We start from the raw sequence: 23,853 nt of genomic DNA on the forward strand, positions 1-23,853 counted from the left end.
GGGATTAAAAACGACAAAACAAAATAAGCGGAGTGCCGGCCGGCGCTCCGCTTTTTTATGCCGTTCGTTCAGTGGGTCTTCGGCGCTTCTGCCGGCGGTTCTTCGGCCGGTGCCTCGGCCACGACGTCGGTGCCGGCTCCCTCGGCGGGCGGCGCCGCTTCTCTTTCGGCCGCCGGTGCTGCGCCATGTGCGCCGCCTGCGGCCTTCTTGCCTTTTTCTACGTTTTTCGTGGAGCCAACGGCGACCGGATCGACGCAATCCTCGGGCTCCTTGAAGCCGGCGCTGATCATCGCGATCTCGTCGAGAGGCAACTCTATGCGTTCGCCGAAGAACAGCCCGTTTTCACTGGCCCTGCCATCATAATAGCGGGCCGTATAGGACTTGTCGTCGAGGCCGGGAACGGTCTTGTCAGGATGCGGGATATAGATGACATCGGCGCCGATTGCCCGGCCGCGGATATCGGCGCGCAATGTCGGGCCGTTCTCGTCGAGCACCACAACCTGTACCAGATCCGGCTTCTGCGCGGCATAAACGGCTTGGGCGACACGAAGCGCGGTTGTGACCCGCGTCATCCCGTCGGTCGGTTCGGTCTTGATGTATTTGCGCACCCAGATGTGGTTCTGCTTCCGGATCGTCACCAGATTGACGTCGCTGCATTCGAGCCCGTAGCCCCCGCCGGCTGCGCCGATCAGCCTGTCCTTGCCGACATAGACAGCCGCGCCGCCGGAAACGCCCGCCAGAAGAGCGACTCCACCGATGATGATTGCCAATTTCCGGGAAGGCCGGAACATGCGCAGTAAGGCCTTCACGCCAACTGCTCCGCCATCTGAAACTCCAACGCAGGACAAGTGCTGAGAACGTTAGGGAAATCACGTTTCCGAAAGTTTAAGTGGGCATGTGAAGCCTGCGCCCTTTTGAGAAAACACCAAAAAAGGTCCACATTTTTCCGCCGCTTGCCACGGCCTGCTCCACCATGCTCTAAACGCTGATGGCCTTCACGCTTCGCCAGGTTCAATATTTTGTCGCCGTCGCCGAACAGGGCTCGGTGACGCGTGCCGCGCAGAACCTTTCGATCTCACAATCCTCGGTGACGGAAGCGCTGAAGGAACTCGAAACCGACCTCGGCGTCGAGCTCTTCGAGCGCCATCCGCGCGGCCTGACGATCACCCATAACGGCCACCAATTCCTCCGTCATGCGACGAAGATCCTGGCCTCCGTCTCCGATGCGCGCACCAGCTTCTCCAGCCAGCAAGGCGCGCTTTCCGGCACGTTGAATATCGGCGTCACCTCGCTTGTCGCCGGCTACGTGCTCTCCGACCTCCTGGCGCGATACCGGCGCGCCTGTCCGGGCATCGAGGTTAGCGCCATCGAGGATAATGGCGGTTATCTTGAACATCTCCTGGTCGGCGGCGAACTCGATGTCGCCGTCATGGTAATCTCCAACCTGCGCGACCGCATGGCGCTGCAGGCCGAGATCCTCGAAACCTCGCCCTATCGGCTATGGCTGCCGATGGGCCATCCGCTGGTATCGGCCGACATCATCTCGGTCGCCGATATCGCCCGCGAACCGCTGATCATGCTGACGGTCGACGAAATCGAGGAGAATACCGGCAAGCTGCTCTCAGCCCTCGGCGCCCGTCCGCATGTCGCCTTCCGCACCCGCTCGGTGGAAGCGGTGCGCAGCCTGGTTGCCACAGGGGCCGGCGTGGCGCTGCTTCCCGATCTCGTCTATCGCCCCTGGTCGCTGGAAGGCGACCGCATCGAGAGCCGTGACGTCTCCGGATCGTTGCCGGTCGTCCAGGTCGGCATGGTCTGGCGCAAGGGCTCCAGCCTGCCGCAGGCGGCCCGCGATTTCGTCGGCATCGCCGAGAGTCTGCGCTCCGGCCGCATCCGCTGATATCGGAATTTCCGATAACGCCTTTCTGATAAATGAATTTGCGAAAGCGGCTTTTTCGCGTCACCTTTCATCCGGGAACAAACCGCCACGGAAAAGTGGCACCAGACCGGGAGACGGATGATGACCAATCTCTTGAAATCCTGCACGGCAGCGCTCGCCTGCCTGAGCTTGGCGACGCAGGCGATTGCCGCCGAACCGCTGAAGGCGCTCGGCAAGGGCGAAGGAGCGGTCAGCATCGTCGCCTGGGCCGGCTATATCGAGCGCGGCGAGACCGACAAGAACTACGACTGGGTCACCGATTTCGAAAAGGAGACCGGCTGCAAGGTGTCCGTCAAGACTGCCGCCACCTCGGATGAAATGGTCTCGCTGATGAACGAGGGCGGCTTCGATCTCGTCACCGCATCGGGTGACGCTTCGCTCCGTCTCATCGCCGGCAAGCGTGTCCAGCCGATCAACACCGATTTGATCCCGAGCTTCAAGACCGTCGACGAGCGCCTGCAGAAGGGCCCGTGGTATACGGTCGGCGACGTGCATTACGGCGTGCCCTATCTCTGGGGGCCGAATGTGCTGATGTATAATACCGATGCCTTCAAGGACAAGGCGCCGACCAGCTGGAATGTCGTCTTCGAGGAGCAGACCCTGCCCGACGGCAAGTCGAACAAGGGCCGCGTCCAGGCCTATGACGGCGCGATCTATATCGCTGACGCCGCCCTGTATCTGATGGCCCACAAGCCGGACCTCGGCATCAAGGACCCTTACGAGCTGAACGAAGACCAGTACAAGGCCGCCCTTGACCTGCTGCGCGGCCAGCGCAAGCTCATCTCCCGATACTGGCACGACGCGATGATCCAGATCGATGACTTCAAGAACGAAGGTGTCGTCGCCTCCGGTTCCTGGCCCTTCCAGGTCAATCTGCTGCAGGCCGACAAGCAGAAGATCGCCTCCACCTTCCCGGAGGAAGGCGTCACCGGCTGGGCCGACACCACAATGCTGCACGCCGACAGCGAACATCCAAACTGCGCCTATATGTGGATGGAACATTCGCTGCAGGCCAAGGTCCAGGGCGACGCCGCCGCCTGGTTCGGCGCCGTGCCCTCGGTTTCCGCCGCCTGCAAAGGCAACGCGCTGATGGGCGACACCGGCTGCGCCACCAACGGCTTCGATCACTTCGACAAGATCAAGTTCTGGAAGACCCCGGTCGCCAAATGCGCGACGCAGAGCGAGTGCGTGCCCTATCATCGCTGGGTGTCGGATTATATCGGCGTGATCGGCGGGCGGTGAGCCGATCCGCCGTGTGCGTAAAATCCCCTCCCCAACCCCTCCCCACAAGGGGGAGGGGCTAAGAGCGGCGCCGCCGAATCCTGCCGAAACACCAAGGTATTTGCAAAAGGGTACGGCAGGTTAAGCCCCTCCCCCTTGTGGGGAGGGGTTTGGGGCGGGGTCTTCATAGACCAAGGCCAAAGCCCTCTCTGAGAATACAAGACCCGGAGTCCCCAATGACGTCAGCCGTCCGTTTCCAGCAGGTATCGCGCCATTTCGGCCAGGTTCGCGCCGTCGACGGCGTCGATCTTGAGATCGCGCCGGGCGAATTCTTCGCCATGCTCGGCCCCTCCGGCTCCGGCAAGACGACCTGCCTGAGATTGATCGCCGGCTTCGAGCAGCCGAGCGCCGGCCACATCCAGATCTTCGGCGAGACGGCCGACGGCGTTCCGCCCTATCGCCGCAACGTCAATACCGTGTTCCAGGACTACGCTCTCTTCCCGCATCTCAACATCCTCGACAATGTCGCCTACGGGCTGATGGTCAAGGGTGTCGGCAAGGCGGAGCGGATGAAGGCGGCGGGTGATGCCCTCGAACTCGTCAAGCTGCCGGGCTACGGCGCCCGCCGCCCCGGTCAACTGTCCGGCGGCCAGCGGCAGCGCGTGGCGCTTGCCCGCGCCCTCGTCAACAAGCCGAAAGTGCTGCTGCTCGACGAGCCGCTCGGCGCGCTCGACCTCAAGCTGCGCGAACAGATGCAGGAGGAGTTGAAGAGCCTGCAGCGCGCGCTCGGCATCACCTTCGTCTTCGTCACGCATGATCAGGGCGAGGCGCTCTCCATGGCCGATCGCGTCGCCGTCTTCAACAATGGCAACATCGTCCAGGAAGGCACGCCGCAAGATATCTACCGCCGCCCGAAGACCCGCTTCGTCGCCGATTTCGTCGGCTCCTCGAACGTCATCGCGCCGGATCTGATGGCTGCGCTCGGCGGCGACAAACGCTGGGCAAGCCTGCGCCCCGAGGCGATCCGCCTGGCCAGCGACGGCATCGAGGCGACGGTCGAAAATGCAAGCTTCCTCGGCGCCGCCACCCGTCTCGGCGTCGATCTTAGGGGCAGCCGGCTGCATATCACACTGCCGGCCGGCGCGCCTGTGCCTGACGTCGGCGCCGGTATTCGCCTCGCCTGGCAGCCGGCCGATATCCACTACATGGACGATGCGGCATGACGACGCTCACCATCTCGGACGCCAAGACATCGATCCTTCCGGGGCGCAGCGGCGTTTTCGGCCGGATGTCGGATGCCTTCTGGCGGCACCCGAAGCTGCTGCTCTTCCTGATGCTGACGCCGCCGCTGCTCTGGCTCGGCATCATCTATATTGGCTCGCTGATCGCCCTGCTTCTGCAGAGCTTCTTTTCGATCGACGATTTTTCCGGGCTGGTGAATTACGAATTCACCCTTGCGACCTATGCCCAGCTTTTGAGCCCGACGAATTTCGACATCATCATCCGCACCGTCGTGATGGCGGCGCTGGTCACCATCGCTTCCGCATTGATTGCCTTCCCGATCGCCTACTTCGCAGCGCGTTATGCGCAGGGAAAATGGAAGGTGCTCTTCTATCTCGGCGTCATGCTGCCGCTCTGGTCGAGTTATCTCGTCAAGATCTACGCCTGGAAGCTGATCCTCGCCAAGGAAGGCATCCTCACCTGGATTTTCGCGAAGCTCCACCTCTCCTGGCTGCTCGACGGCGTCCTGAACCTGCCCGTCATCGGCGGCAATTCACTCTCGGTGAGTTATCTCGGCACCTTCATCGTCTTCGTCTATATCTGGCTTCCCTATATGATCCTGCCGACGCAGGCGGCGCTCGAACGCGTTCCTGGCAATCTGATCGAGGCTTCGGCCGATCTCGGCGCCACGCCGCGCCAGACCTTCCGCACCGTGCTGCTGCCTTTGGCTCTGCCCGGCATCGTCGCCGGTTCGATCTTCACCTTCTCGCTGACATTGGGCGATTACATCATCCCCCAGATCATCGGCTCGTCCAGGCTCTTCATCGGCCAGGCCGTTTATGCCCAGCAGGGAACGGCCGGCAACGTGCCGCTCGCCGCCGCCTTCTCCGTCGTGCCGATCGTCATCATGGCGCTTTATCTGTCGCTCGCGAAAAAGCTGGGGGCCTTCGATGCGCTCTGACCTCAAGACATCGCCGCTGCCCCTGAAGATCGCCGCCGCCGGCGGGCTGCTCTTCCTGCACCTGCCGATCCTGCTGATCTTCGTCTATGCCTTCACCACCGAGGAAAAGAGCTACCAATGGCCGCCGCCCGGCCTGACGCTGCAATGGTTCGCGGTCGCCTGGAACCGTCCGGACGTCTGGTCGGCGCTTGGCCTATCCGTGCAGGTCGCCGTCATCGCCACCGCGACCGCACTCGTCCTCGGCACACTCTGTGCGGCGGCCGTCAGCCAGACGAAGTTCTTCGGTCGTGAAGCGATCTCGCTGCTGGTCATCCTGCCGATCGCGCTTCCCGGCATCATCACCGGCATTGCGCTGCGCTCCGCCTTCAGCCTGTTCGACATCCCGTTTTCGGTCTGGACCATCGTGCTTGGCCACGCCACCTTCTGCGTGGTCGTCGTTTACAACAATGCGGTCGCCCGCTTCCGCCGCACCTCCGGCTCGCTGATCGAGGCTTCGATGGATCTCGGCGCCGACGGCTTCCAGACCTTCCGTCATGTCATCCTGCCGAATATCGGCACCGCCCTTCTCGCCGGCGGCATGCTCGCTTTCGCATTGTCCTTCGACGAGGTCATCGTCACCACCTTCACCGGCGGTCAGCAATCGACCTTGCCGATCTGGATGCTCGAAGAACTCATCCGCCCACGCCAGCGCCCGGTCACCAATGTGGTCGCCATGGTCGTGGTGCTCGTCACCTTCCTGCCGATCCTGGCAGCCTATTACCTCACCCGCGACGGCGACCAGATCGCCGGCGCCGGCAAATAACAGGGAGAACATCATGGATATCCAAATGCTGATCGGGTCCCGCTTCGAAAAAGGCACGGAGACGGAAGAGCACATCCTGAACCCGAAGACCGGCGAGACGGTGATCGACCTTCCCGAGGCCTCGCTGTCGCAGATCGACGCCGCCGTCCATGCCGCCGAAAAAGCCTTCAAGAGCTGGTCGCAGACGACGCCGGGCGAACGGTCCGGTTACCTGCTGAAGATCGCCGACGCCATCGAGAAGGATGCCGCAGGTTTCGCCACGGTCGAGGCGCTGAACTGCGGCAAGCCGATCAATGCCGTATTGAACGACGAAATCCCGGCGATCGTCGATTGTTATCGCTTCTTCGCGGGCGCCGTGCGCAATCTGCACGCACCGGCCGCCGGCGAATACCTGCCCGGCCATACCTCGATGATCCGCCGCGATCCGATCGGCATCGTTGGCTCGATCGCGCCGTGGAACTATCCGATGATGATGATGGCCTGGAAGCTGGCGCCGGCAATCGCCGGTGGCAATACCGTCGTCTTCAAGCCTTCGGAGCAGACGCCGCTGACGGCGTTGAAAATGGCGAAGCTGCTCTCCGAAATCCTTCCCGAAGGCGTAGTCAACGTCATCCTCGGCCGCGGCGAGAGAGTCGGCAACGCGCTGATCAATCACGCCAAGATCGGCATGGTGTCGATAACCGGCGATGTCGCCACCGGCAAAAAGGTGCTGCAGGCTGCCGCCAAGACGGTCAAGCGCACCCACCTGGAACTCGGCGGCAAGGCCCCTGTCATCGTCTTCGACGATGCCGATATCGACGCCGTCGTGTCAGGCATCCGCACCTTCGGCTATTACAATGCCGGCCAGGACTGCACGGCCGCCTGCCGCATCTATGCCGATGCCAGGGTCTACGATAATTTCGTCGCCGATCTCTCCTCGGCGGTCGCAAGCATCCGCTTCAACCAGACTGACGATACCGAAAACGAGATCGGCCCGCTGATCTCCAGACGCCAGCGCGACCGCGTCGAAAGTTTCGTTGCCCGCGCTTCCGAACACAAGCACATGGAGATCACCACCGGCGGCAAGGTTGCGGGCGACAAGGGCTTCTTCTTCACTCCGACCGTTATTGCCGGCGCGCTGCAGGACGACGAGATCGTTCGCCGCGAGGTCTTCGGCCCGGTCGTCTCGGTCACCCGCTTCTCAGACGCCGACGATGCCGTTAGCTGGGCAAACGACAGCGATTACGGCTTGGCTTCTTCGGTCTGGACCAAGGATATCGGCCGGGGCATGAAGACCGCCGCGCAGCTGCAATATGGCTGCACCTGGATCAACACGCATTTCATGCTGGTCAACGAAATGCCGCATGGCGGCCTCAAACAATCGGGCTACGGCAAGGACATGTCGGTCTACGCACTGGAGGATTACACCGCCGTGCGCCACGTGATGATCAATCACGGCTGAGTGGAGGAAAGGCCGGATCTGGAGAGGATCAGGCCGAGTTCAGCGCGCTCATATTCGCTTTGGCGGCGTCGGCACTGTCGAGCTGGTCTTCAGCGGTCGGGAACAATTTCCCGGCTGCCGCGTCTTCCAGCAAACACAAAGGATGATGCCATGCTGAAATGGGCTCTGATATTTTTCGTGATTTCAATCATCGCCGGCTTTTTCGGTTTTTCCGGCGTATCCGCAGCCACTGCGACCATCGCCCGCGTTCTCTTCGGCATTGCGCTGGTGATCTTCCTGATCTTCCTCGTTCTCGCGCTTTTGGCCGGCCAGGCGATCTTGTAGGCGCTTGCAGGCGCCGCGCAGGAACAATCCGTGGCTCGAACAAGCCGCGGAGCGGTCTACGCCATGTCGCGCAGAGTTTGCCGCGAATTCGCTACAATACCGACCTTAGCCAGGGATGCATTCGGTCTGCCCGCGTTCTCAGCAGCCCGTCGATCGATATCGATCCCGCCCCCGAAGCCGCCAGGACGAACATGCCGCCGGCAATCGCCAGGTCCTTCTCGAAATGCAGCAGCTCATTCTGGCTGGCAAAATTCGTGTGAAAGAGTAAGGCCGTCGCCAGGCAGAAGAAGGCCAGCGCCAATGCGCCAAGCCGGCTGAGGAAACCTGTCGCAACGGAAAGGCCGGCGCCGATCTGAAGTGCTATGACGGCAAATGCAACCGGCGCGGCCAGCCCGAGTTTTGCGAAAATGTCGACGGTCGCGCTGATGTCCGATGCGAGCACCAAGCCTTCGTGCAGGAAGATCAGCGACAGCAGCAGCCTGCCGAGGAGAAGAATGAGATCGGCCAGACTGGGCCGGCTTGCAGCGCTTTCCATCATACCCTCCGGTTTGAAGAGCAAGTGGTTGGCCACCCGCTCCGGCAAGGGGCATTATAGCAGGCTTGCGCCGACATTGATCGCCAGCGCCAGGATCGTCGTATTGAACAGGAACGACAGCACGGCATGCAGCAGCGTCAGCTTGCGCATGCTGGTCGAACTGACCGCGACATCCGCCGTCTGCGCGGCAACGCCGATGGTGAAGGAGAAATAGAGGAAGTCCCAGTAGCCGGGCTCTTCGATGCCGTCGGGAAATTTGAGGCCGCCCTCCTCGTCCGCCCCGCCATAGAAATAATGGGCGTAATGAATGGTGAAGAGCGTATGCAGGAAGATCCAGGAGATCAGGATCGTCAACACCGCGGCACCCGCCCGCGCCAGCGCAACGTCAGGTGCCGCCTCCTTGATCGAATGCAGCTCGATGCCGATGCCGGCAATGCTGGCAAGTGCGGCGCCAATCGAAAGGGCCAGCAAAACGGTGTCTGAGAAATCGAGATCCGCGGAGCGTTTGCGGATGCTCTCGACCGTCGCCCGCAGCATCTTGCGCCAGCTGAGCCCGACAAAAACACCGGCGCTGACATTCCAGCCGAGCAAGATGTTGGCAGCGCTGACCTCCCGCGAGGTCAGAAGCAGGAAGACCACCAGTCCGGCAAGAATGGCGATGATGAAGCTTGCATGTTTGTAGGCAAGCGCCCCAAGCGAATTTGCCGGTTCCTCATCCGCCATACCAGTCTCCGACAAGATATGCCCTTGATAACAGCATGAAAAAGACGCGGCTGCCAACCGGCATCCGCGCCCTCGATTGCATGTCCAAGCCTATCAGGCGGCGGCGAGCTGCAGTTCCTTCTGCACCATAGTGCGCAGCGTCCCCAGATCCTTGGCGAAAGCACGGATGCCTTCGGAGAGTTTTTCCGTCGCCATCGCGTCTTCGTTCATCATCCAGCGGAAGGTCTTCTCGTCGACCGAAACCCTCGGATCCGGCTTCCGGTTATCAGGCGAGAGCTTGCGCTCCAGCTTGCCTTCGTCCTTGGCAAGTTCGTCGAGCAGGTTCGGGCTGATGGTCAGGCGGTCGCAGCCGGCAAGGGCCTCGATTTCACCGGCGCTGCGGAAGGAGGCGCCCATGACGATCGTCTTGATGTCGTTGGTCTTGTAGTAGTTGTAGATTTCGCGGACGGAGATGACGCCCGGATCTTCCTCAGGGCCGAACTCCTTGCCGGTCGATTTCTTGTACCAGTCGAGAATGCGGCCGACGAAAGGCGAGATCAGGAAGACTTTGGCGTCGGCGCAAGCAATCGCCTGGGCCTTGCTGAACAGAAGCGTCAGGTTGCAGTCGATGCCTTCCTTCTGCAGCACTTCCGCGGCGCGAATGCCCTCCCAGGTGGAGGCGAGCTTGATGAGGATGCGATCCTGACCGATGCCGCGCTCCTTGTAGGCGGCGATGATCGACCGCGCCTTGGCAAGCGACGCCTCGGTATCGAAGGAGAGATCGGCATCGACCTCGGTCGAGACACGGCCCGGGACGAGCTTCACCAGGGCGGCGCCGACGGAGATGGCGAGGCGATCGGCCACAGCTGAGGAAACGGCTTCGGAATTACCGCCCTGCTTCTTGCCCCAGGCGACAGCTTCCTTGATGACGTCGGCAAACATCGGCGTGCCGAGTGCCTTCAGCACGATGCTCGGGTTGGTCGTGCAATCCACCGGCTTCAGGCGGGCGACGGCCTCGATGTCGCCGGTATCGGCGACGACGGTGGTAATCTCGCGGAGTTGGTCAAGCTTGGATGTCATGGTCAATAATCCTTGTTGAACTTGGGCTGCGACCGGCGCGAGTTCCGCCCGGCAAAGGTGATCTACCGACAGCTTGTCTGCATGCTGCGGGCGAAAATGCGCGCATCCGTCACGGATGATTCATAAACGTGAAGGACAGTGGCCGTGTTCCCGCGGCTAAACGTCCGCCCGAACGCAAGCGACGCCTGCGACTGGAAGGCCGGTCGTGACTTTCGGCATGCCCGCACTATGTCCTCCTCGGACGGACAGAACGATTTCGTGTGGCCAGGACTATCGCCGTTCGCCCGAGGGAAAGTCAAGGACATTTGTGCATTTCAATTGACATAAGTGTCACACCCGTCATTATCCCCGCAACAAACGTGCCGTGACAACCGTTGATCCCAAAAGGGATTTAGGGCGGGAATTCGGCTGGAGGAAATGTGGTCAAGCTCAAACGCGGCACGCACACGGCCTATTCCGAGGCATCCTCGCTGCGGCTGAGGGCGGCATGGCTCTACTATAATGAAGGCCTGACCCAGAAGGACGTCGCCGAACAGCTCGGCATCAGCCGCACCACTGTGATCCGCCTGCTCGACGAGGCGATGAAGCGCAGCGAAGTCCAGATCTGGATCAACGATTCGATCGGCGATTGCGTTGAACTTGCGGTAAAGCTGGAGCGCGCCTATGGCCTCGACGAGGCGATCGTCGTGCCGGCGCCGGTCCATGGCGACGTCAATTCGCTGGCGAGGAATGTCGGGCTGGCGCTGGGCCAGTTCCTCTCCGAAGCCATCCCCGACGACTACACCATCGGCGTCGGCTGGGGCCGGACCATGACCGCCTCGCTGTCGAGCTTCCGGCCGCCGCGCCGTGCCAATTGCAAGGTCGTCTCCCTGCTCGGCGGCATCGTCGCCGTGCACCAGACGAACCCGATCGATTACACATGGCGGCTGGCAAATCAGCTCGGCGCCGAATGTTATATGTTCCTGGCGCCGCTTCTCGTCGATTCCGTCGAGACCAAGCGCAACCTGATCGAGAAATGCGGACTGGACACAATCTACCGTCTCGCCGAGAACCTTGATCTGGCGATCGTCAGCTGCGGCGATATCGGCCCGCATTCGACCTCGTTGTCGGAGGGCTGGATCTCGAAAGCCGAGCTGCAGCAGTTGATCGATGCCGGCTGCGTCTGCGACACCATGTTCAACTTCCTCGACAAGGACGGCAATTCCGTCGACCACTCGATCAATCGGCGCGTCATGTCCGTCGATCTCGATACGCTGAAAGAGGCCAAGCACATCGTGCTCTCCTCCGGCGGCGCCCACCGCGCCGTCGCCATCCGCGCCACGATCAAGCGCATCGGCTGCAACACGCTGATTACCGATGAAAGTGCGGCCCGAGAATTATTGCGACTGGCGGAATGACATTTCGTCCCTCTCCTCCGCAGCCGGAGAAGTGCCGGAGCGATAGGGAGGCGATGAGGGGTGAGCGACGCAAGGAGCGACCGGTCGGAGCAATCAGCAACGACCGACCTCCCTCAACACTCTCAGGCCTGCGCCGATTCCCAGCCGAGCATCGCCCGCTTGCGGGTGAGGCCCCAGTGGTAACCTGTCAAAGCACCATTCTTGCCGAGCGCCCGGTGGCAGGGCACGACGAAGGAGATCGGATTTGCCCCGACCGCAGCCCCGACAGCGCGCTGTGCCGTCGGCCGGCCGATATCATTGGCGATATCGGAATAGGTGACGGCCTTACCGAATGGGATCTTCATCAGGCTCTGCCAGACACGCACCTGGAAATCCGTGCCGATCAGCACGACGCGCAGCGGCTGCTCGGACGACCATCTGCCGGGCTCGAAGATGCGGGCGGCGTAGGGAACCGTCGCCTGCAGGTCCTCGATATAACAGGCATTCGGCCAGCGGCAGGTCATGTCTTCGAGACAGGCCCGCTCGTCGCCGGAATCGCTGAAGGCGAGGCCAGCCAGGCCGCGGTCGGTCACCATGATCAGCGCGACACCGAAGGGGCAGATGTGGAAGCCGTAACGGATGGTGAGGCCACCGCCCTTGGCCTTCCACTCGCCGGGCGACATCGCCTCATGGGTGACGAAGAGATCATGCAGCCGGCTCGGGCCGGAGAGGCCGACCTCGATCGAGGTTTCGAGCAGCGGCATATCTTCCTTGCGCAGCAGCCGCTTGGCATGGTCGAGCGTCACCGCCTGCAGGAAACCCTTGGGTGACAGGCCGGCCCAGCGGGTAAAGGTCTTCTGCAGCTGCGTCGGCGACTGATTGAGCCGCGCGGCGATCGCCTCCAGCGAAGGCTGGTCGCGGTAATCCTCGGTGATGAGTTCGATCACCCGACGGACAATGTCATAATCGGGGCCGTCAGGCGTGATGTCTGTTTGCAGGTTCGCAATCATATTCATCGTCTTTCTCCTTGTCGTAAGGAGATAATCAATAGGCTGTTCGCAAACCACCCGTTTCTTGCGCACCCGTCAGCTAAGTTCAGATACGCTGCTTGACCGTGGCGAGCGCGCCTTTGAAGGCTTTGGCAAAGCTTTCACGATCGTCGGGGTTGAGGAAGGAACCAATATCGGTGCGCCGGCCCTCGCCGAATATCTGCATGGAAAGGATGCCGAGCTCCTGGTGCCGGCGGATGAGGAAACGCGCCCAGAACGGATTGAAATGATGCTCCACCATTCGTCCCGATGGCGCAAACTTGCGCACAGACACATCGGTGCGCGACACCGTCACCTGTTCGCGCGCTCTCCCCGAGCGATAATTCAGCCAGAAAGCGCCATAGATAAGCAGGAAATCCAGCCCGAAGAAGAAACCGATCGGCCAGGCGCCGGTCGCGATGAAGAACATGCCGTAGAGGAAGCAGACGGAACCGGACAGAACAAGCAGCACCCTAAAGCCCCGGCGGCCGAGCGATCGGTGGGGGAAGAGTTCGGCAGCGAAAACAGGCTGCTCGTTGAAGCTATCGGCGTTGCTTTCCATCATGGCTGCTGAGTATAGATTCACCATGGCGAATCCGAAACTCAAATCCGTGACCAAACCGTCGCAAAACTCGAATGTGATCGCCCACCGCAAACCGGCGGCGGCAGTGAAGACCGCCTATTCGCTGGCCGAGCGCGAGGAGATCTTCCGCCGCTTCTCGGTGCAGCGGCCGGAACCGAGGGGCGAACTCGAGCATACCAACCCCTTTACCCTGGTCGTTGCAGTCGCACTGTCGGCGCAGGCGACCGATGTCGGCGTCAATAAGGCGACCCGCGCCCTCTTCAAGCTTGCCGATACGCCGGAAAAGATGCTCGATCTCGGCGAGGGGCGGCTGCGCGATCACATCAGGACGATCGGTCTCTATCGCAACAAGGCGAAAAACGTCATCGCGCTCTCGCAGATGCTGGTCGACGATTTCGCCGGCAAGGTGCCGGAGACGCGAGAGGAACTGGTGAAATTGCCGGGCGTCGGCCGCAAGACCGCCAATGTCGTGCTGTCAATGGCCTTCGGCCAGGCGACGATGGCCGTCGACACGCATATCTTCCGCATCGCCAATCGCATCCGGCTTGCCCCCGGCAAGACGCCCGACGAGGTCGAGGCGCGGCTGATGAAGGTGATCCCGCAACATTACCTCTATCACGCCCATCACTGGCTGATCCTGCACGGTCGCTATACTTGCAAGGCGCGCCGCCCGGAATGCGAGCGCTGCGTCATCGCCGACCTCTGCAAGTCGCCTGAGAAGAGTTGGGATATACCGGCGCCGCTCGTCGAGCTACCGCCGCAGGTGATCGGCGAGGCCGTGGAATAGGACAGGGCATCTCTGCCCTGCCGCCGTGCCTCAGCTTCGCATACCGGCCTCGCGCGCGGAAATCAGCTTGTGCAGATGCACCATCATGCCGGCGGCGAACAGCGGGGTCAGAAGATTGACGAACGGAACCGCCAGAAACAACGCGATCACCAGCCCGCCAAGAAAGACGGTGGAGGCGTGTTTGGCGCGGACGAGCCGCGCCTCCTCAGGCGAACGGAAGCGCATGGCGGCGAATTCGAAAAATTCCCGTCCGAGCAGATAGCCGTTCACCAGAAAGAACGCGACCAGATTGACGCCCGGGATGAACAGCAGCAGCAACGCCACGATATTACCGAGGATAACCACGCCGAGGAACTTGATCGAGCTTACGATCGCCGGCGCGAGCGGCATGGCGGTGCCCGCCGCGTCCTGGGGATAATCGCGTTTTTCAATGACGTCGGCGACATCGTCAAGAAACAGGCCAGCGATCAGCGCCGTGACAGGTGACAGCAGCAACGCCAGGATCAGCGCAAGACCGATCCCGGCAAGAATTGCGAAAACCAGGGCGAGCCACCCGGCCCAATCCGGCACATCGGGAAAGAAGCTGGTGAGCCAGGGAAAGAGGAAGGCCATGAAGGCCCCGCGCAGCGCGAACCAGAGACCGACCAGAACGAGGACCGTCAGGCCGAGCACTTTCCAGAAGACCGAACGTGTTTCCGGCGCGAACAAATTGGTCAGCGATAGTCGAGCGGCATCAAGGATCATGTCTTAGGCGTCTCCGGTTGCGCCGAAGATGTAGGAAAGATTGATGCCACCCACAAGAGAGAATAAAATTGCAGTCGGTAATAGAAAACTTGTCGAAAATGAAATGCTAATATAGTATTGTCACGTATCTGAATATGCATGGGCCTGAGAAGCAGCTTCCGAAATAGTTGCAAAGACAAGGGGTCGCAACAGCGCATCCACGGAACGCCTCTAAGGAAAAACGGGGGAGGCTGATGTGGAAGACTTTGTGCAAAAACTCAGGCAATACGCAAAAAGCGGCACTCCGGCCGAGCGCCGCATTGCGAAATATTTCACCGAACATCTGAACGACCTGCCGTTCGAGACGGCTGCGTCGGTCGCCGACAGGCTGGATCTCTCGCCGATGACCGTTGGGCGCTTCCTGCGCGCGCTCGGCTATCAGGGATTGGACAGTGTCAAAGTAGAAATTCGCGAGACCGTGACGACATCGCCGGCGCAATTGCAGAGCGCCATGAGCGAGCTGCATCAGGACGCCGCCGAGGGCAAACCGCTCGCCGTGCTGGTTGCCGAACAGATCCAGGCGCTCCACCATATCTACCATCTGACGGCGCAGCCGCACTGGTCCGAAGCCGTCAGCCTGATCAGCACCGCCCGGGAAGTGTCGATCGCCACGCATGCCCGGCTTGCAAGCCTTGCCCATCATTTCTGCCAGCGGCTGACGCAGGCGCGTGACGGCGTGCGCACGCTCGACGGCGCCGACAACCGTTTTGCCGAGCTCTTCGCCAGGCTGGCGGTCGACGACGCGCTGCTCGTCATCATCGATTGTCGCCGCTTCGCCAAGGCGCGCCTGCTTGCCAGGACGGCGCGGCGCTACGGTTATAAGGTCGTGCTCATTTCACCGCAGCAGGCGGACTGGATGGCGGATCAGTCGAATGTCATGCTGCCCTTGCCGCCCGCGCGCGCGCCCGATCTCGACAATCTTCCGCCGCTGATCGCACTGCTCGACTGCCTGTCGGAATCCGTCATCCTCGAAGTCGGGGAAGAGGCCGCCCTTCGCCGCCGCCGCATGATGGAGTTTGCGACCGTCCTCGGCGAGACGGCGAACCACTAAGGCGCGTTCCGCTTCGTGGTGGCATCTAATGAGCGCACCACTATCATCAGCTTCGAAAAGGACCGCCTTTAAGCGGTCTGTTTGAAGCTCATGCCGTCTGCGCCCCCTCTGTAGTTCCGTCAGCAGAAATTCCCCAACAACTTGAAGTATTGTCATAGCTGCGGCGGGCAAGAAGAAGAAGCTCCACAAGAAGATTCTTCGCCTGAGGGTATCGCCGGGGAGCGATAGTTGTGTAGATTGCAACCAGCGAGGAGGTAGTCTTCATGTCGACTTTCCGGAATGCAGTTGTTTCTTTGCCCGGCAGGCCGCCGGGTCATAGCCCAGCCCCACAAGTTCACACGCGAGAAACCGAAGTCTTTCGCGTGATCCATGGCCTGTATCGTTTCAATGCGGCGACGAGGAGTTCGATGCACCACCAGGAACCGTCGTTGTTTTGCCACCGCATGCGCGACACAGCTGGCGGAATATAGGTGACGAACTCGGCCAAATGTTCGGCACAGTTACTCCAGCAGGTTGCGAGCAATTATTTGTCGATAATGAAGCCTGCTCTGCCGACACTCCCGAGAAAAATGCTGTGATCGAAGAGCATTTTGGGATGATCAGTGATCTGACGCTGGCTCTTGGGTTGGCATAAAGCATAAAGAACCCGACTGCCGCTTTGGCAGTGTTACCGTTGGAGGGGCGTTTCATGGAGATACACGCAATCAATTCTCCAGCTGATTTCGAAGAGGGGCTTGCGCTCATCAATGCAATGGGAAAATGGGACGCAGAAGAGTCCAGAAAGTTCGGGGTGCCCGATGCCGTATTGTTCGAATACATCTACGGACACACCGCAGAAACTCTGATGGAAAAATTCGGTCAACGCGGCGCGGGCTTCTTCTTGGCTCGCGCAGATAAACACGTGGCCGGGTGTGTTGGTTATTCGAAGTCAGATGACAGTGTCGCCGAATTACAGAAAATGTACGTCCGTCCCGCGTCAAGAGGTCAAGGTGTTGCGAAGGGCCTGATGACCGCCTGCTTGGATGCAATGCGCGATGACGGATACGCAAATGTGCGATTGGAAACCGTGACGTTTATGAGTGACGCCATTGCTCTCTACGATGCCTTTGGCTTCAAACGAAGCGAGCAGTTTAGAACCGTTCCGCTAAGCTTGCAGCCCATCACGATTTTTATGGCGAGGAAGCTCTAGCAATCCCAGGAAAGTGCGCAGCGGGTTTTCCCGGGAATGCGTAAAACAAAGGGATGGAACATCTCCGTGTTTCGGAGAAAAACGGAGATGTTCTAACTGCTACTGCATCGTTTCCAGCTCAGTGCGATGTCGGTGCATGGCGAGAAGACGGCGGTAGTCGCGGTCGTAGAGCGCCTGCTTCGCCTTATCGGGAAGCCGTTCATCGCCGCCCGGATACATCGCCTCGCCGGCAGCCGCCAGATCTGCGTGCAAGCCGCAGGCGACGGATGCGGCGATCGCCGTGCCGAGCAGCACCGCCTCGTTCATCCTCGGCACCACGACTTTGCAGCCGGTGGCATCGCTGTAGAGTTCCATCAGCACCGGGTTCTTCACATGCCCGCCGGCAATATGCAGCGTATCGGGCACGTAGCCGTATTGCTTCATCATTTCCAGAATATGCCGAATGCCGAGCGCAATCGCCACGGCAGTGCGCCAGTAAAGCGTGCAGAGGCCATCGAAGGACGTATCGAGGCTCAGCCCGCTGACGACGCCGACGGCGTGCGGATCGGCGAGCGGCGAGCGATTGCCATGGAAATCCGGCAGCACGAAAATGCGCGCCCCGAAGGCATCGCCCTGCTCGGTCCGCAATTCGGCAATGCGTGAGACGATCCTCTGATGCAGCGCTGCCGTCGGCTCGCCGCCGGCGGCATGCATGCGCACGATGTGGTCGAGCAGCGCACCGGTCGCCGATTGCCCCGCCTCCACCAGCCAGGATTGCGGGAAAACTGCCTCGTAATAGGGACCCCACATGCCAAGGCTCGGCTGGCGTTGCCTGGAGAAGGTGACGATACAGCTCGACGTGCCGGCGATCAGCGCCAACTGGTGCTCGCGCTTTGCAGGATCGGCGGCATAACCGCCGAGCGCGCCGAGCGCGCCGGCATAAGCGTCGATCATCCCGGCCGAGACATGGCAGTCGGTGGTCAGCCCCAGCGCCTCGGCCGCCTCCGGCGTCAGCCAGCCGACGCTGCCTCCGACCGGCACGGTCTCATCCGGCAGCTGGCCGCGCGACCGAAGGTCCTCGAGACCGATCCGCTCCAGGAAATCCTGCTGCCAGCCCTTTTCGAGATGGGCGAGATAGTTCCATTTCGCCGTCAGCGTGCAACGCGACCGGGCAGGCGATCCGGTCGATTTCCACGTCATGAAATCGGCGAGATCGAAGAAGTAGCCGGCCTTTTCCCATGTGGAGGGCAGCTTCTTCTTCAGCCACATCAGCTTCGGCATCTCCATTTCGGGCGACATGACCTGCCCGGAATGTTCAAGCACAGCGTGGCCCGTCGCCGTGCAGAAATCGGCTTCCTTCAGCGCCCGGTGATCGAGCCAGACGATCGTGTCGAACCGCTTCTCGCCGCCGGTGGAAACGCTGAGCTGCCGGCCCTCGACATCGCGCACGACAAGCGAACAGGTGGCGTCGAAGCCAATCGCGCCGACCGAAGCTGCCGCGATGCCGGATTGCTGCATCGCGCTACGCACCGCCGCGCAGGCAGCGGACCAGATGTCCTCGGAATCGTGTTCGGCATGGTTCTCGCGCGGCCGGTTCATCACGATCGGATGTTCGGCCTTGGCGAGCAGGCGGCCGCGGGCATCGAAGACGCCGGCGCGCGCACTGCCGGTGCCGACATCCACCGCAACCACATGATCCCGCATCAAATCTTGATCCCGTCCAGCTTATGGTTGCGGACAAGGTGTATCAATTCCGGCATGGCGTCAAACACCACGTCAGGCGCAAGCCGGTCGAGTTCGGCGCGATAGCCGGCGAAGTTGGCATGCGATCCGCCGGTGAAGGCGAAGACCGTCATACCCGCCGCCTTGGCGGCGGCAATGCCGGCCGGGCTGTCCTCGATGACGATGCAATGAGCAGGCTCCACCTGCATTTCACGCGCCGCATGCAGGAAGAGATCGGGCGCCGGTTTGCCGCGCTTGACCATCGTCGCACTGAAGAGATCGGGCAGTCTGCCGAGAAGCCCGGTGACGGAAAGTGACAGCCGGATGCGTTCCAGCTGGCTTGAGGAGGCGACGCAGCAGGGAATGCTAAGCCGGTCGATCGTCGCGGCCATACCGTCGATCGGCTTCAATTCGGTGCGGAAGCGGGCGTAGAGATCGGTGCGAATGCGCTCGAGGAATTCCTCATCGGCATGCACGTTGAATTCGGTTTCCAGCGTATCGATGAGCGTCGACAGGCTGCGGCCGAGAAAGCGCTCATACGCCTGGTCCTCGGTGATCGATACGCCGAGATCGGTCATCGCCCCGACCAGCACGCTGATCGAGATCGGCTCGCTATCGACGAGCACGCCATCGCAATCGAAGATGATCAGCCGTGGTTCAGCGTCAGCCATGGAGGACCCAATCTGAGTTCGATTTCGCACGCACGACCGTCCCACGTCCTCGCAAGGCTGGACGGACGGCGGCAACGAATGCCGCCACGGATTGCCTACACTGCGAGCTTGCCGTCGAGATAGAGCTGCAGCGTCTCCCGCGTGCCCTTTTCCCACAGAGTTTTGAGAGCATGGGCGAAACGCTTGCGGAAAAGTTCGGATTTCGCCACCTCGCCGAAAATATCGTCAAAGGCGAGGAAGACCGACGGATCGTCCTTTGCCTTCAGCGCTGCCGCATGCAGCCGCTCGGCGCTGGCATCGTTGAAGACGATATCCCTGCCGCTGTCGGTTTTGCCGGCGAAATAGCGGCACCAGAGCGCCGAGACCAGCGACAGGCCGACGACATCCCTGCCCTGGCTGAGATTGTCGAGCGTCGACGGCAGGATGAATTTCGGCTGGCGGTTGGATCCGTCCTGCGCCAGCCGCGGAATGGTGTCGGCGATCTTCGGGTTGAGCAGGCGATGTTCGATCAGCGCGAAATAATCCGTCAGCGACGTGTTCGGCACCGGCGGTATGATCGGGATGATCTCGTCTTTCTCGAGCTTGGCGAGGAAGGCGCGGATCAGCGGATCTTCCATGGAATCATGAACGAAATGAATGTCCATCAGTGCCGCCGGATAGGCGATCGCCGCATGCCCGCCGTTGAGGATGCGGATCTTCATATGCTCATAGGGTGTGACATCGGGCACGAAGGTCACGCCGACCTTTTCCAGTGCCGGCCGGCCGGCGGTGAACTTGTCCTCGAGCACCCACTGCTTGAATTCCTCGCAATAAACCGGCCAATTGTCCTCGATCTCGAAATTGTCCCTGAGGATATCGATCTCCCGCTGGCCGGTTGCCGGCGTGATGCGGTCGACCATCGCATTCGGGAAGGCGACGTTCGCCCGGATCCACTCGGCAAAGCCGGGATCCGACAGTGCCGCCGTACCGACGACGGCATTGGCGGTGACGATGCCGTTATGGGGAATGTTGTCGCAGGACATGACGGTGAAAGGACCGATGCCCTTGTCCTTCCGCGCCTTCAACCCGGCGACGATCAGGCCGAACACCGTCTGCGGCGCACCGGGATTCTGCCCGTCGGCGGCGATCGCCGGATGGGCCGGATTGAATGTGCCCGATGCATCGATGAAATAACCGCCCTCGGTGATCGTCATCGAGACGATGCGGGTTTCGGGATCGGCGAGCCTGGCGATGATCGCGGCGGGATCGCCGACTGGCAGGATATCGATCATCGGCGCGGTGACGCGCGCCGCCGTCTTGTTGTTGTCCTGCTCGACCACCGTCGTCAGGAAATCCTGTGCCGCAAGCTTTTCGCGCATCGCGGCATCCGACGGCAGCACGCCGGCGCCGATGATCGCCCAGTCGTGATCCGTGCCCTGATTGAAGAGATCGTCGAGATAGATCGCCTGATGGGCCCGGTGGAAATTGCCGACGCCGAAGTGCACGATACCGGCTTTCAGCGATGCCCTGTCATATCCAGGGACCGCGGCAGTGCGCGCCGCGTCCGAAAGCGTTGCCAGCGATAGTTTGCACGTCATGTTTCAGTCCTCTTGAAGGTCTTGCCGGAACGGCCGGGCGCCATCGCCCGGCTCGCATGCCTGCCCCCAGCCGGCGGCCTGCCTCAGATGGCAAGGCCGCCCTCGTTGAATTTGTGAATACGCGAACGGTCCGGCGTCAGGTAGACCGTATCGCCCGCCTTCGCGGCAAAATCGCCGCTGCCGCGCGCCGTCAACATGCCAATCTCCCCGGCATCGATATGCAGGAAAGTGTCGGAACCGAGATGCTCGGCGACCACGACCCTGCCCTTCCAATCGCCGCTCTCCATCGACAACAACACATGTTCGGGCCGGATGCCGATCGTATGGGCGCCGCGCTGCGCCGCGTTCTGGCCCTTGATGAAATTCATCTTCGGCGAGCCGATAAAGCCGGCGACGAAAAGGTTGCGCGGCCGGCTGTAAAGCTCGAGCGGCGATCCGACCTGCTCGATATTGCCACGGTTCAGCACGACGATCTTGTCGGCCATGGTCATCGCCTCGACCTGATCGTGGGTGACATAGACCATCGTCGTCTTCAGCTGCTGGTGCAACTCGCTGATTTCGAGGCGCATGTTGACGCGCAGCGCCGCATCGAGGTTCGACAGTGGTTCGTCGAACAGGAAGGCCGAAGGCTGGCGCACGATGGCGCGGCCGATCGCGACGCGTTGGCGCTGGCCGCCGGAAAGCTGGCGCGGCTTGCGCTCCAGGTAGTCGGTGAGATTGAGCACCCGTGCGGCATCCGTCACCTTGCGGTCAATCTCCGCCTTGTCCATGTTCGCCATCTTCAGCGGGAAGGCGATATTGTTGCGCACGCTCATATGCGGATAGAGCGCGTAGGACTGGAACACCATGGCAAGGCCGCGCTCCGACGGCGCCTTTTCGGTGGCATCGCGGCCATCGATGACGATCTTGCCGCCGGAAACGTCCTCGAGACCGGCGATCAGCCTGAGGAGCGTGGACTTGCCGCAGCCCGATGGGCCGACGAAGACAACGAATTCGCCGTCCTGGATGTCGAGATCGATCGAAGGGATGACCTTGGCTTCGCCGAAGACCTTGGAAACCTTCTGAAGGGTAATGCTGCCCATGTTTCTCTCCCTTTATCTTATTTCACAGCGCCGAAGGTCAGGCCGCGGACGAGTTGTTTCTGGCTGAACCAGCCGAGGATCAGGATCGGCGCAATCGCCATGGTCGATGCCGCCGAGAGCTTGGCGTAGAACAGCCCCTCCGGACTGGAATAGGAAGCGATGAAGGCCGTCAGCGGCGCCGCTTTGGAGGCGGTGAGGTTGAGCGTCCAGAAGGCCTCGTTCCAGGCAAGGATGATGTTCAGAAGCAGCGTCGAAGCGATGCCCGGCACCGCCATCGGCGTCAGCACGTAGACGATCTCCTTCATCAGCGACGCCCCATCCATGCGGGCCGCTTCGAGGATCTCGCCGGGAATCTCCTTGAAGTAGGTATAGAGCATCCAGACGATGATCGGCAGGTTGATCAGCGTCAGCACGATCACCAGCCCGGTGCGCGTATCGAGCAGGCCCGAATTGCGAAACAGCAGATAGATCGGGATCAGTGCGCCCACAGGCGGCATCATCTTGGTCGACAGCATCCACATCAGCACATCCTTGGTCCGCTTGGTCGGCGAAAACGCCATCGCCCAGGCGGCCGGAATGGCGATGATCAGGCCGATCAGCGTCGAGCCGAAGGAAATGATCACCGAGTTCATGAAGTGGCTGAGATAGTTCGACCGGCTCTGCACTTCCGCGTAGTTCTCCGTCGTCCAGTGGAAGAACAGGAACTGCGGCGGCGAGGCGATGGCGTCGGCTTCCGATTTGAAGCTGGTGAGGAACGTCCACAGGATCGGGAAGAAGATCAGGATGCCGAGCGCCCAGGCAATCGCGGTGACGATCACCTTGCGTCGGGTTGTGACTTTTCTGGCCATCTCAAGCCTCCAGATTCTTGCCGACGAGGCGGACGAGGAAGATCGCGACGATATTGGCAAGTACGACCGCGACGATACCGCCCGCCGAAGCGCCGCCGATATCGAACTGCAACAGCGCCTGCGCATAGACGAGATAGGTGAGGTTGGTGCTGTCGGTGCCTGGCCCGCCATTGGTGGTGACGAGGATCTCGGCAAAGACCGAAAGCAGGAAGATCGTCTGGATCAGGATCACCACGGTAATGGCGCGGGCCATATGCGGCAGGATGATGTAGATGAATTTCGAGATCGGCCCGGCGCCGTCCATTTCGGCCGCTTCCTTCTGCTCTTCGTCGAGCGACTGCAGGGCAGTCAGCATGATGAGGGTGGCAAAGGGCAGCCACTGCCAGGCAACGATCAGAATAACCGAGAACAGCGGCGCATTGGCCAGCCAGTCGATCGGTTGCAGGCCGAGCGCCTTGGCAAGATGCGCAAAGAGGCCGTTGACCGGGTTCATGAACATGTTCTTCCAGACCAAGGCTGCCACCGTCGGCATGACGAAGAACGGCGCAATCACCAGGATGCGCACGATGCCTTGGCCATACATCGGCTGGTCGAGCAGCAGCGCGAAGGCGATGCCGCCGATGACGGTGATCAGCAGTACGCCGGCGACGAGCACCAGCGTGTTGATCAGCGCCGCGAAGAAGGCCGGATCGGACAGAAAATATTCGTAATTCAGAAAGCCGACGAAGCTTTCCATGCCAGGATTGAGCAGATTGTAGTTCAGCGTCGAGAAATAGATCGTCATCGCGAGCGGGACGATCATCCATGCAAAGAGGAGCAGCACGGAGGGCGCAATCATCAGGCGCGCTGCGGAGCGGGTATGCAAGGTTGCCATGGCAATCACCGATCTGATCTGAAGCGGGGAGCGGCCGCAAGAAAGCTTTGTCTGAAAAGCGGCCGCCGATGCAGTTCGGG

At 61.2% G+C, this 23,853-nt stretch carries 24 protein-coding genes and 1 pseudogene; 12 read left to right on the plus strand and 13 right to left on the minus strand.

The features are described 5' to 3' along the window. Window positions 1-68: 68 nt before the first annotated feature. On the minus strand, window positions 69-809 hold the full coding sequence (locus RLEG4DRAFT_RS30020; RefSeq protein ID WP_003582418.1) for a hypothetical protein: 741 nt from the start codon (window positions 807-809) through the stop codon (window positions 69-71). A gap of 179 nt (window positions 810-988) precedes the next feature. Here RLEG4DRAFT_RS30020 and RLEG4DRAFT_RS30025 point away from each other — a divergent pair, with 179 nt between their 5' ends. The 7 genes from RLEG4DRAFT_RS30025 to RLEG4DRAFT_RS39440 all read left to right on the plus strand — a co-directional run bounded on the left by RLEG4DRAFT_RS30025 (window position 989) and on the right by RLEG4DRAFT_RS39440 (window position 7,906). Then, window positions 989-1,897, plus strand: coding sequence for a LysR family transcriptional regulator (locus RLEG4DRAFT_RS30025; RefSeq protein ID WP_003582420.1), 909 nt, complete (start codon window positions 989-991; stop codon window positions 1,895-1,897). 120 nt (window positions 1,898-2,017) lie between these two features. Beyond that, a complete protein-coding gene (locus tag RLEG4DRAFT_RS30030; protein ID WP_003582422.1) occupies window positions 2,018-3,178 on the plus strand; it encodes an ABC transporter substrate-binding protein in 1,161 nt (386 codons plus the stop codon). 215 nt (window positions 3,179-3,393) lie between these two features. Beyond that, window positions 3,394-4,380 carry an ABC transporter ATP-binding protein gene (locus RLEG4DRAFT_RS30035; RefSeq protein ID WP_003582424.1) on the plus strand — a complete coding sequence of 329 codons (987 nt, stop codon included), beginning with the start codon at window positions 3,394-3,396 and terminating at the stop codon, window positions 4,378-4,380. Beyond that, window positions 4,377-5,339, plus strand: coding sequence for an ABC transporter permease (locus RLEG4DRAFT_RS30040; protein WP_003582426.1), 963 nt, complete (start codon window positions 4,377-4,379; stop codon window positions 5,337-5,339). Before RLEG4DRAFT_RS30035 ends, RLEG4DRAFT_RS30040 begins: the two co-directional genes overlap by 4 nt. Further along, a complete protein-coding gene (locus RLEG4DRAFT_RS30045) occupies window positions 5,329-6,141 on the plus strand; it encodes an ABC transporter permease (protein ID WP_003582427.1) in 813 nt (270 codons plus the stop codon). The genes RLEG4DRAFT_RS30040 and RLEG4DRAFT_RS30045 overlap by 11 nt, the downstream gene beginning before the upstream one ends. A 13-nt stretch (window positions 6,142-6,154) precedes the next feature. After that, window positions 6,155-7,582 (plus strand): gamma-aminobutyraldehyde dehydrogenase, encoded by a 1,428-nt coding sequence (locus RLEG4DRAFT_RS30050; protein ID WP_003582428.1) that lies wholly within the window; start codon window positions 6,155-6,157, stop codon window positions 7,580-7,582. A 150-nt stretch (window positions 7,583-7,732) separates the two neighbouring features. After that, window positions 7,733-7,906 carry a DUF1328 domain-containing protein gene (locus tag RLEG4DRAFT_RS39440; RefSeq protein ID WP_003582429.1) on the plus strand — a complete coding sequence of 58 codons (174 nt, stop codon included), beginning with the start codon at window positions 7,733-7,735 and terminating at the stop codon, window positions 7,904-7,906. Window positions 7,907-7,997: 91 nt separating this feature from the next. Here RLEG4DRAFT_RS39440 and RLEG4DRAFT_RS30060 read toward each other — a convergent pair whose 3' ends face one another. The 3 genes from RLEG4DRAFT_RS30060 to tal all read right to left on the minus strand — a co-directional run bounded on the left by RLEG4DRAFT_RS30060 (window position 7,998) and on the right by tal (window position 10,223). Further along, window positions 7,998-8,444, minus strand: coding sequence for a DoxX family protein (locus RLEG4DRAFT_RS30060; RefSeq protein WP_037094366.1), 447 nt, complete (start codon window positions 8,442-8,444; stop codon window positions 7,998-8,000). Window positions 8,445-8,495: 51 nt separating this feature from the next. Beyond that, window positions 8,496-9,164: a DUF1345 domain-containing protein gene (locus tag RLEG4DRAFT_RS30065; RefSeq protein ID WP_003582431.1), complete on the minus strand. Its 669-nt coding sequence runs from the start codon at window positions 9,162-9,164 to the stop codon at window positions 8,496-8,498. A 93-nt stretch (window positions 9,165-9,257) separates the two neighbouring features. Further along, window positions 9,258-10,223 (minus strand): transaldolase, encoded by a 966-nt coding sequence (gene tal / locus RLEG4DRAFT_RS30070; protein ID WP_003582432.1) that lies wholly within the window; start codon window positions 10,221-10,223, stop codon window positions 9,258-9,260. Between the two features lie 419 nt (window positions 10,224-10,642). Between tal and RLEG4DRAFT_RS30075 the strand changes: the two genes are divergently transcribed. Then, window positions 10,643-11,620 carry a sugar-binding transcriptional regulator gene (locus tag RLEG4DRAFT_RS30075; RefSeq protein ID WP_003582433.1) on the plus strand — a complete coding sequence of 326 codons (978 nt, stop codon included), beginning with the start codon at window positions 10,643-10,645 and terminating at the stop codon, window positions 11,618-11,620. A gap of 122 nt (window positions 11,621-11,742) precedes the next feature. Here RLEG4DRAFT_RS30075 and RLEG4DRAFT_RS30080 read toward each other — a convergent pair whose 3' ends face one another. Continuing rightward, window positions 11,743-12,615, minus strand: a complete 873-nt coding sequence (locus tag RLEG4DRAFT_RS30080; RefSeq protein WP_003582434.1) for a methylated-DNA--[protein]-cysteine S-methyltransferase — start codon at window positions 12,613-12,615, stop codon at window positions 11,743-11,745. 79 nt (window positions 12,616-12,694) lie between these two features. Then, window positions 12,695-13,192, minus strand: a complete 498-nt coding sequence (locus tag RLEG4DRAFT_RS30085) for a DUF2244 domain-containing protein (protein ID WP_037094923.1) — start codon at window positions 13,190-13,192, stop codon at window positions 12,695-12,697. On the opposite strand from RLEG4DRAFT_RS30085, the gene nth reads away from it, so the two are divergent. Further along, complete coding sequence (gene nth / locus RLEG4DRAFT_RS30090; protein WP_171898245.1) at window positions 13,191-13,997, plus strand: endonuclease III; 807 nt, start codon at window positions 13,191-13,193, stop codon at window positions 13,995-13,997. The two genes, RLEG4DRAFT_RS30085 and nth, sit on opposite strands and share 2 nt — an antisense overlap. 30 nt (window positions 13,998-14,027) lie before the next feature. Here the strand turns inward: nth and RLEG4DRAFT_RS30095 are convergent, their stop codons facing one another. Then, window positions 14,028-14,741 (minus strand): sulfate transporter family protein, encoded by a 714-nt coding sequence (locus tag RLEG4DRAFT_RS30095; protein WP_003582437.1) that lies wholly within the window; start codon window positions 14,739-14,741, stop codon window positions 14,028-14,030. 235 nt (window positions 14,742-14,976) lie between these two features. Between RLEG4DRAFT_RS30095 and RLEG4DRAFT_RS30100 the strand changes: the two genes are divergently transcribed. The 3 genes and pseudogenes from RLEG4DRAFT_RS30100 to RLEG4DRAFT_RS38175 all read left to right on the plus strand — a co-directional run bounded on the left by RLEG4DRAFT_RS30100 (window position 14,977) and on the right by RLEG4DRAFT_RS38175 (window position 17,020). Beyond that, the gene (locus RLEG4DRAFT_RS30100; RefSeq protein WP_003582438.1) at window positions 14,977-15,831 is read left to right on the plus strand and encodes a MurR/RpiR family transcriptional regulator; all 855 of its coding nucleotides are present in this window, start codon (window positions 14,977-14,979) and stop codon (window positions 15,829-15,831) included. Between the two features lie 263 nt (window positions 15,832-16,094). Continuing rightward, window positions 16,095-16,465: pseudogene (locus tag RLEG4DRAFT_RS39445) on the plus strand (cupin domain-containing protein). Between the two features lie 54 nt (window positions 16,466-16,519). Continuing rightward, window positions 16,520-17,020, plus strand: a complete 501-nt coding sequence (locus tag RLEG4DRAFT_RS38175) for a GNAT family N-acetyltransferase (protein WP_003582439.1) — start codon at window positions 16,520-16,522, stop codon at window positions 17,018-17,020. Between the two features lie 99 nt (window positions 17,021-17,119). Here the strand turns inward: RLEG4DRAFT_RS38175 and RLEG4DRAFT_RS30110 are convergent, their stop codons facing one another. The 6 genes from RLEG4DRAFT_RS30110 to RLEG4DRAFT_RS30135 all read right to left on the minus strand — a co-directional run bounded on the left by RLEG4DRAFT_RS30110 (window position 17,120) and on the right by RLEG4DRAFT_RS30135 (window position 23,773). After that, the gene (locus RLEG4DRAFT_RS30110) at window positions 17,120-18,703 is read right to left on the minus strand and encodes an FGGY-family carbohydrate kinase (protein ID WP_003582440.1); all 1,584 of its coding nucleotides are present in this window, start codon (window positions 18,701-18,703) and stop codon (window positions 17,120-17,122) included. Continuing rightward, window positions 18,703-19,392 carry an HAD family hydrolase gene (locus tag RLEG4DRAFT_RS30115; protein WP_003582441.1) on the minus strand — a complete coding sequence of 230 codons (690 nt, stop codon included), beginning with the start codon at window positions 19,390-19,392 and terminating at the stop codon, window positions 18,703-18,705. The genes RLEG4DRAFT_RS30110 and RLEG4DRAFT_RS30115 overlap by 1 nt, the downstream gene beginning before the upstream one ends. Before the next feature lie 95 nt (window positions 19,393-19,487). Beyond that, window positions 19,488-20,969, minus strand: coding sequence for a mannitol dehydrogenase family protein (locus RLEG4DRAFT_RS30120; RefSeq protein ID WP_003582442.1), 1,482 nt, complete (start codon window positions 20,967-20,969; stop codon window positions 19,488-19,490). 83 nt (window positions 20,970-21,052) lie between these two features. After that, entirely contained in the window at window positions 21,053-22,051 is a 999-nt protein-coding gene (locus RLEG4DRAFT_RS30125; RefSeq protein ID WP_003582443.1) for an ABC transporter ATP-binding protein, read from the minus strand. 17 nt (window positions 22,052-22,068) lie between these two features. Continuing rightward, window positions 22,069-22,899, minus strand: a complete 831-nt coding sequence (locus RLEG4DRAFT_RS30130) for a carbohydrate ABC transporter permease (RefSeq protein WP_003582444.1) — start codon at window positions 22,897-22,899, stop codon at window positions 22,069-22,071. 1 nt (window position 22,900) lies between these two features. Then, window positions 22,901-23,773: a carbohydrate ABC transporter permease gene (locus RLEG4DRAFT_RS30135; RefSeq protein WP_003582445.1), complete on the minus strand. Its 873-nt coding sequence runs from the start codon at window positions 23,771-23,773 to the stop codon at window positions 22,901-22,903. Between the last annotated feature and the right edge of the window lie 80 nt (window positions 23,774-23,853).

The sequence above is a fragment of the Rhizobium leguminosarum bv. trifolii WSM2297 genome (assembly GCF_000271845.1).

Excerpts from the sequence above, each read along its gene's own strand:
- RLEG4DRAFT_RS30025 (WP_003582420.1), top strand. The coding sequence starts at position 989 with ATGGCCTTCACGCTTCGCCAGGTTCAATATTTTGTCGCCGTCGCCGAA.
- RLEG4DRAFT_RS30030 (WP_003582422.1), top strand. The coding sequence starts at position 2,018 with ATGACCAATCTCTTGAAATCCTGCACGGCAGCGCTCGCCTGCCTGAGC.
- RLEG4DRAFT_RS30035 (WP_003582424.1), top strand. The coding sequence starts at position 3,394 with ATGACGTCAGCCGTCCGTTTCCAGCAGGTATCGCGCCATTTCGGCCAG.
- RLEG4DRAFT_RS30040 (WP_003582426.1), top strand. The coding sequence starts at position 4,377 with ATGACGACGCTCACCATCTCGGACGCCAAGACATCGATCCTTCCGGGG.
- RLEG4DRAFT_RS30045 (WP_003582427.1), top strand. The coding sequence starts at position 5,329 with ATGCGCTCTGACCTCAAGACATCGCCGCTGCCCCTGAAGATCGCCGCC.
- RLEG4DRAFT_RS30050 (WP_003582428.1), top strand. The coding sequence starts at position 6,155 with ATGGATATCCAAATGCTGATCGGGTCCCGCTTCGAAAAAGGCACGGAG.
- RLEG4DRAFT_RS39440 (WP_003582429.1), top strand. The coding sequence starts at position 7,733 with ATGCTGAAATGGGCTCTGATATTTTTCGTGATTTCAATCATCGCCGGC.
- RLEG4DRAFT_RS30060 (WP_037094366.1), bottom strand. The coding sequence starts at position 8,444 with ATGATGGAAAGCGCTGCAAGCCGGCCCAGTCTGGCCGATCTCATTCTT.
- RLEG4DRAFT_RS30065 (WP_003582431.1), bottom strand. The coding sequence starts at position 9,164 with ATGGCGGATGAGGAACCGGCAAATTCGCTTGGGGCGCTTGCCTACAAA.
- tal (WP_003582432.1), bottom strand. The coding sequence starts at position 10,223 with ATGACATCCAAGCTTGACCAACTCCGCGAGATTACCACCGTCGTCGCC.
- RLEG4DRAFT_RS30080 (WP_003582434.1), bottom strand. The coding sequence starts at position 12,615 with ATGAATATGATTGCGAACCTGCAAACAGACATCACGCCTGACGGCCCC.
- nth (WP_171898245.1), top strand. The coding sequence starts at position 13,191 with ATGGCTGCTGAGTATAGATTCACCATGGCGAATCCGAAACTCAAATCC.
- RLEG4DRAFT_RS30085 (WP_037094923.1), bottom strand. The coding sequence starts at position 13,192 with ATGATGGAAAGCAACGCCGATAGCTTCAACGAGCAGCCTGTTTTCGCT.
- RLEG4DRAFT_RS30095 (WP_003582437.1), bottom strand. The coding sequence starts at position 14,741 with ATGATCCTTGATGCCGCTCGACTATCGCTGACCAATTTGTTCGCGCCG.
- RLEG4DRAFT_RS38175 (WP_003582439.1), top strand. The coding sequence starts at position 16,520 with ATGGAGATACACGCAATCAATTCTCCAGCTGATTTCGAAGAGGGGCTT.
- RLEG4DRAFT_RS30110 (WP_003582440.1), bottom strand. The coding sequence starts at position 18,703 with ATGCGGGATCATGTGGTTGCGGTGGATGTCGGCACCGGCAGTGCGCGC.
- RLEG4DRAFT_RS30115 (WP_003582441.1), bottom strand. The coding sequence starts at position 19,392 with ATGGCTGACGCTGAACCACGGCTGATCATCTTCGATTGCGATGGCGTG.
- RLEG4DRAFT_RS30120 (WP_003582442.1), bottom strand. The coding sequence starts at position 20,969 with ATGACGTGCAAACTATCGCTGGCAACGCTTTCGGACGCGGCGCGCACT.
- RLEG4DRAFT_RS30125 (WP_003582443.1), bottom strand. The coding sequence starts at position 22,051 with ATGGGCAGCATTACCCTTCAGAAGGTTTCCAAGGTCTTCGGCGAAGCC.
- RLEG4DRAFT_RS30130 (WP_003582444.1), bottom strand. The coding sequence starts at position 22,899 with ATGGCCAGAAAAGTCACAACCCGACGCAAGGTGATCGTCACCGCGATT.
- RLEG4DRAFT_RS30135 (WP_003582445.1), bottom strand. The coding sequence starts at position 23,773 with ATGGCAACCTTGCATACCCGCTCCGCAGCGCGCCTGATGATTGCGCCC.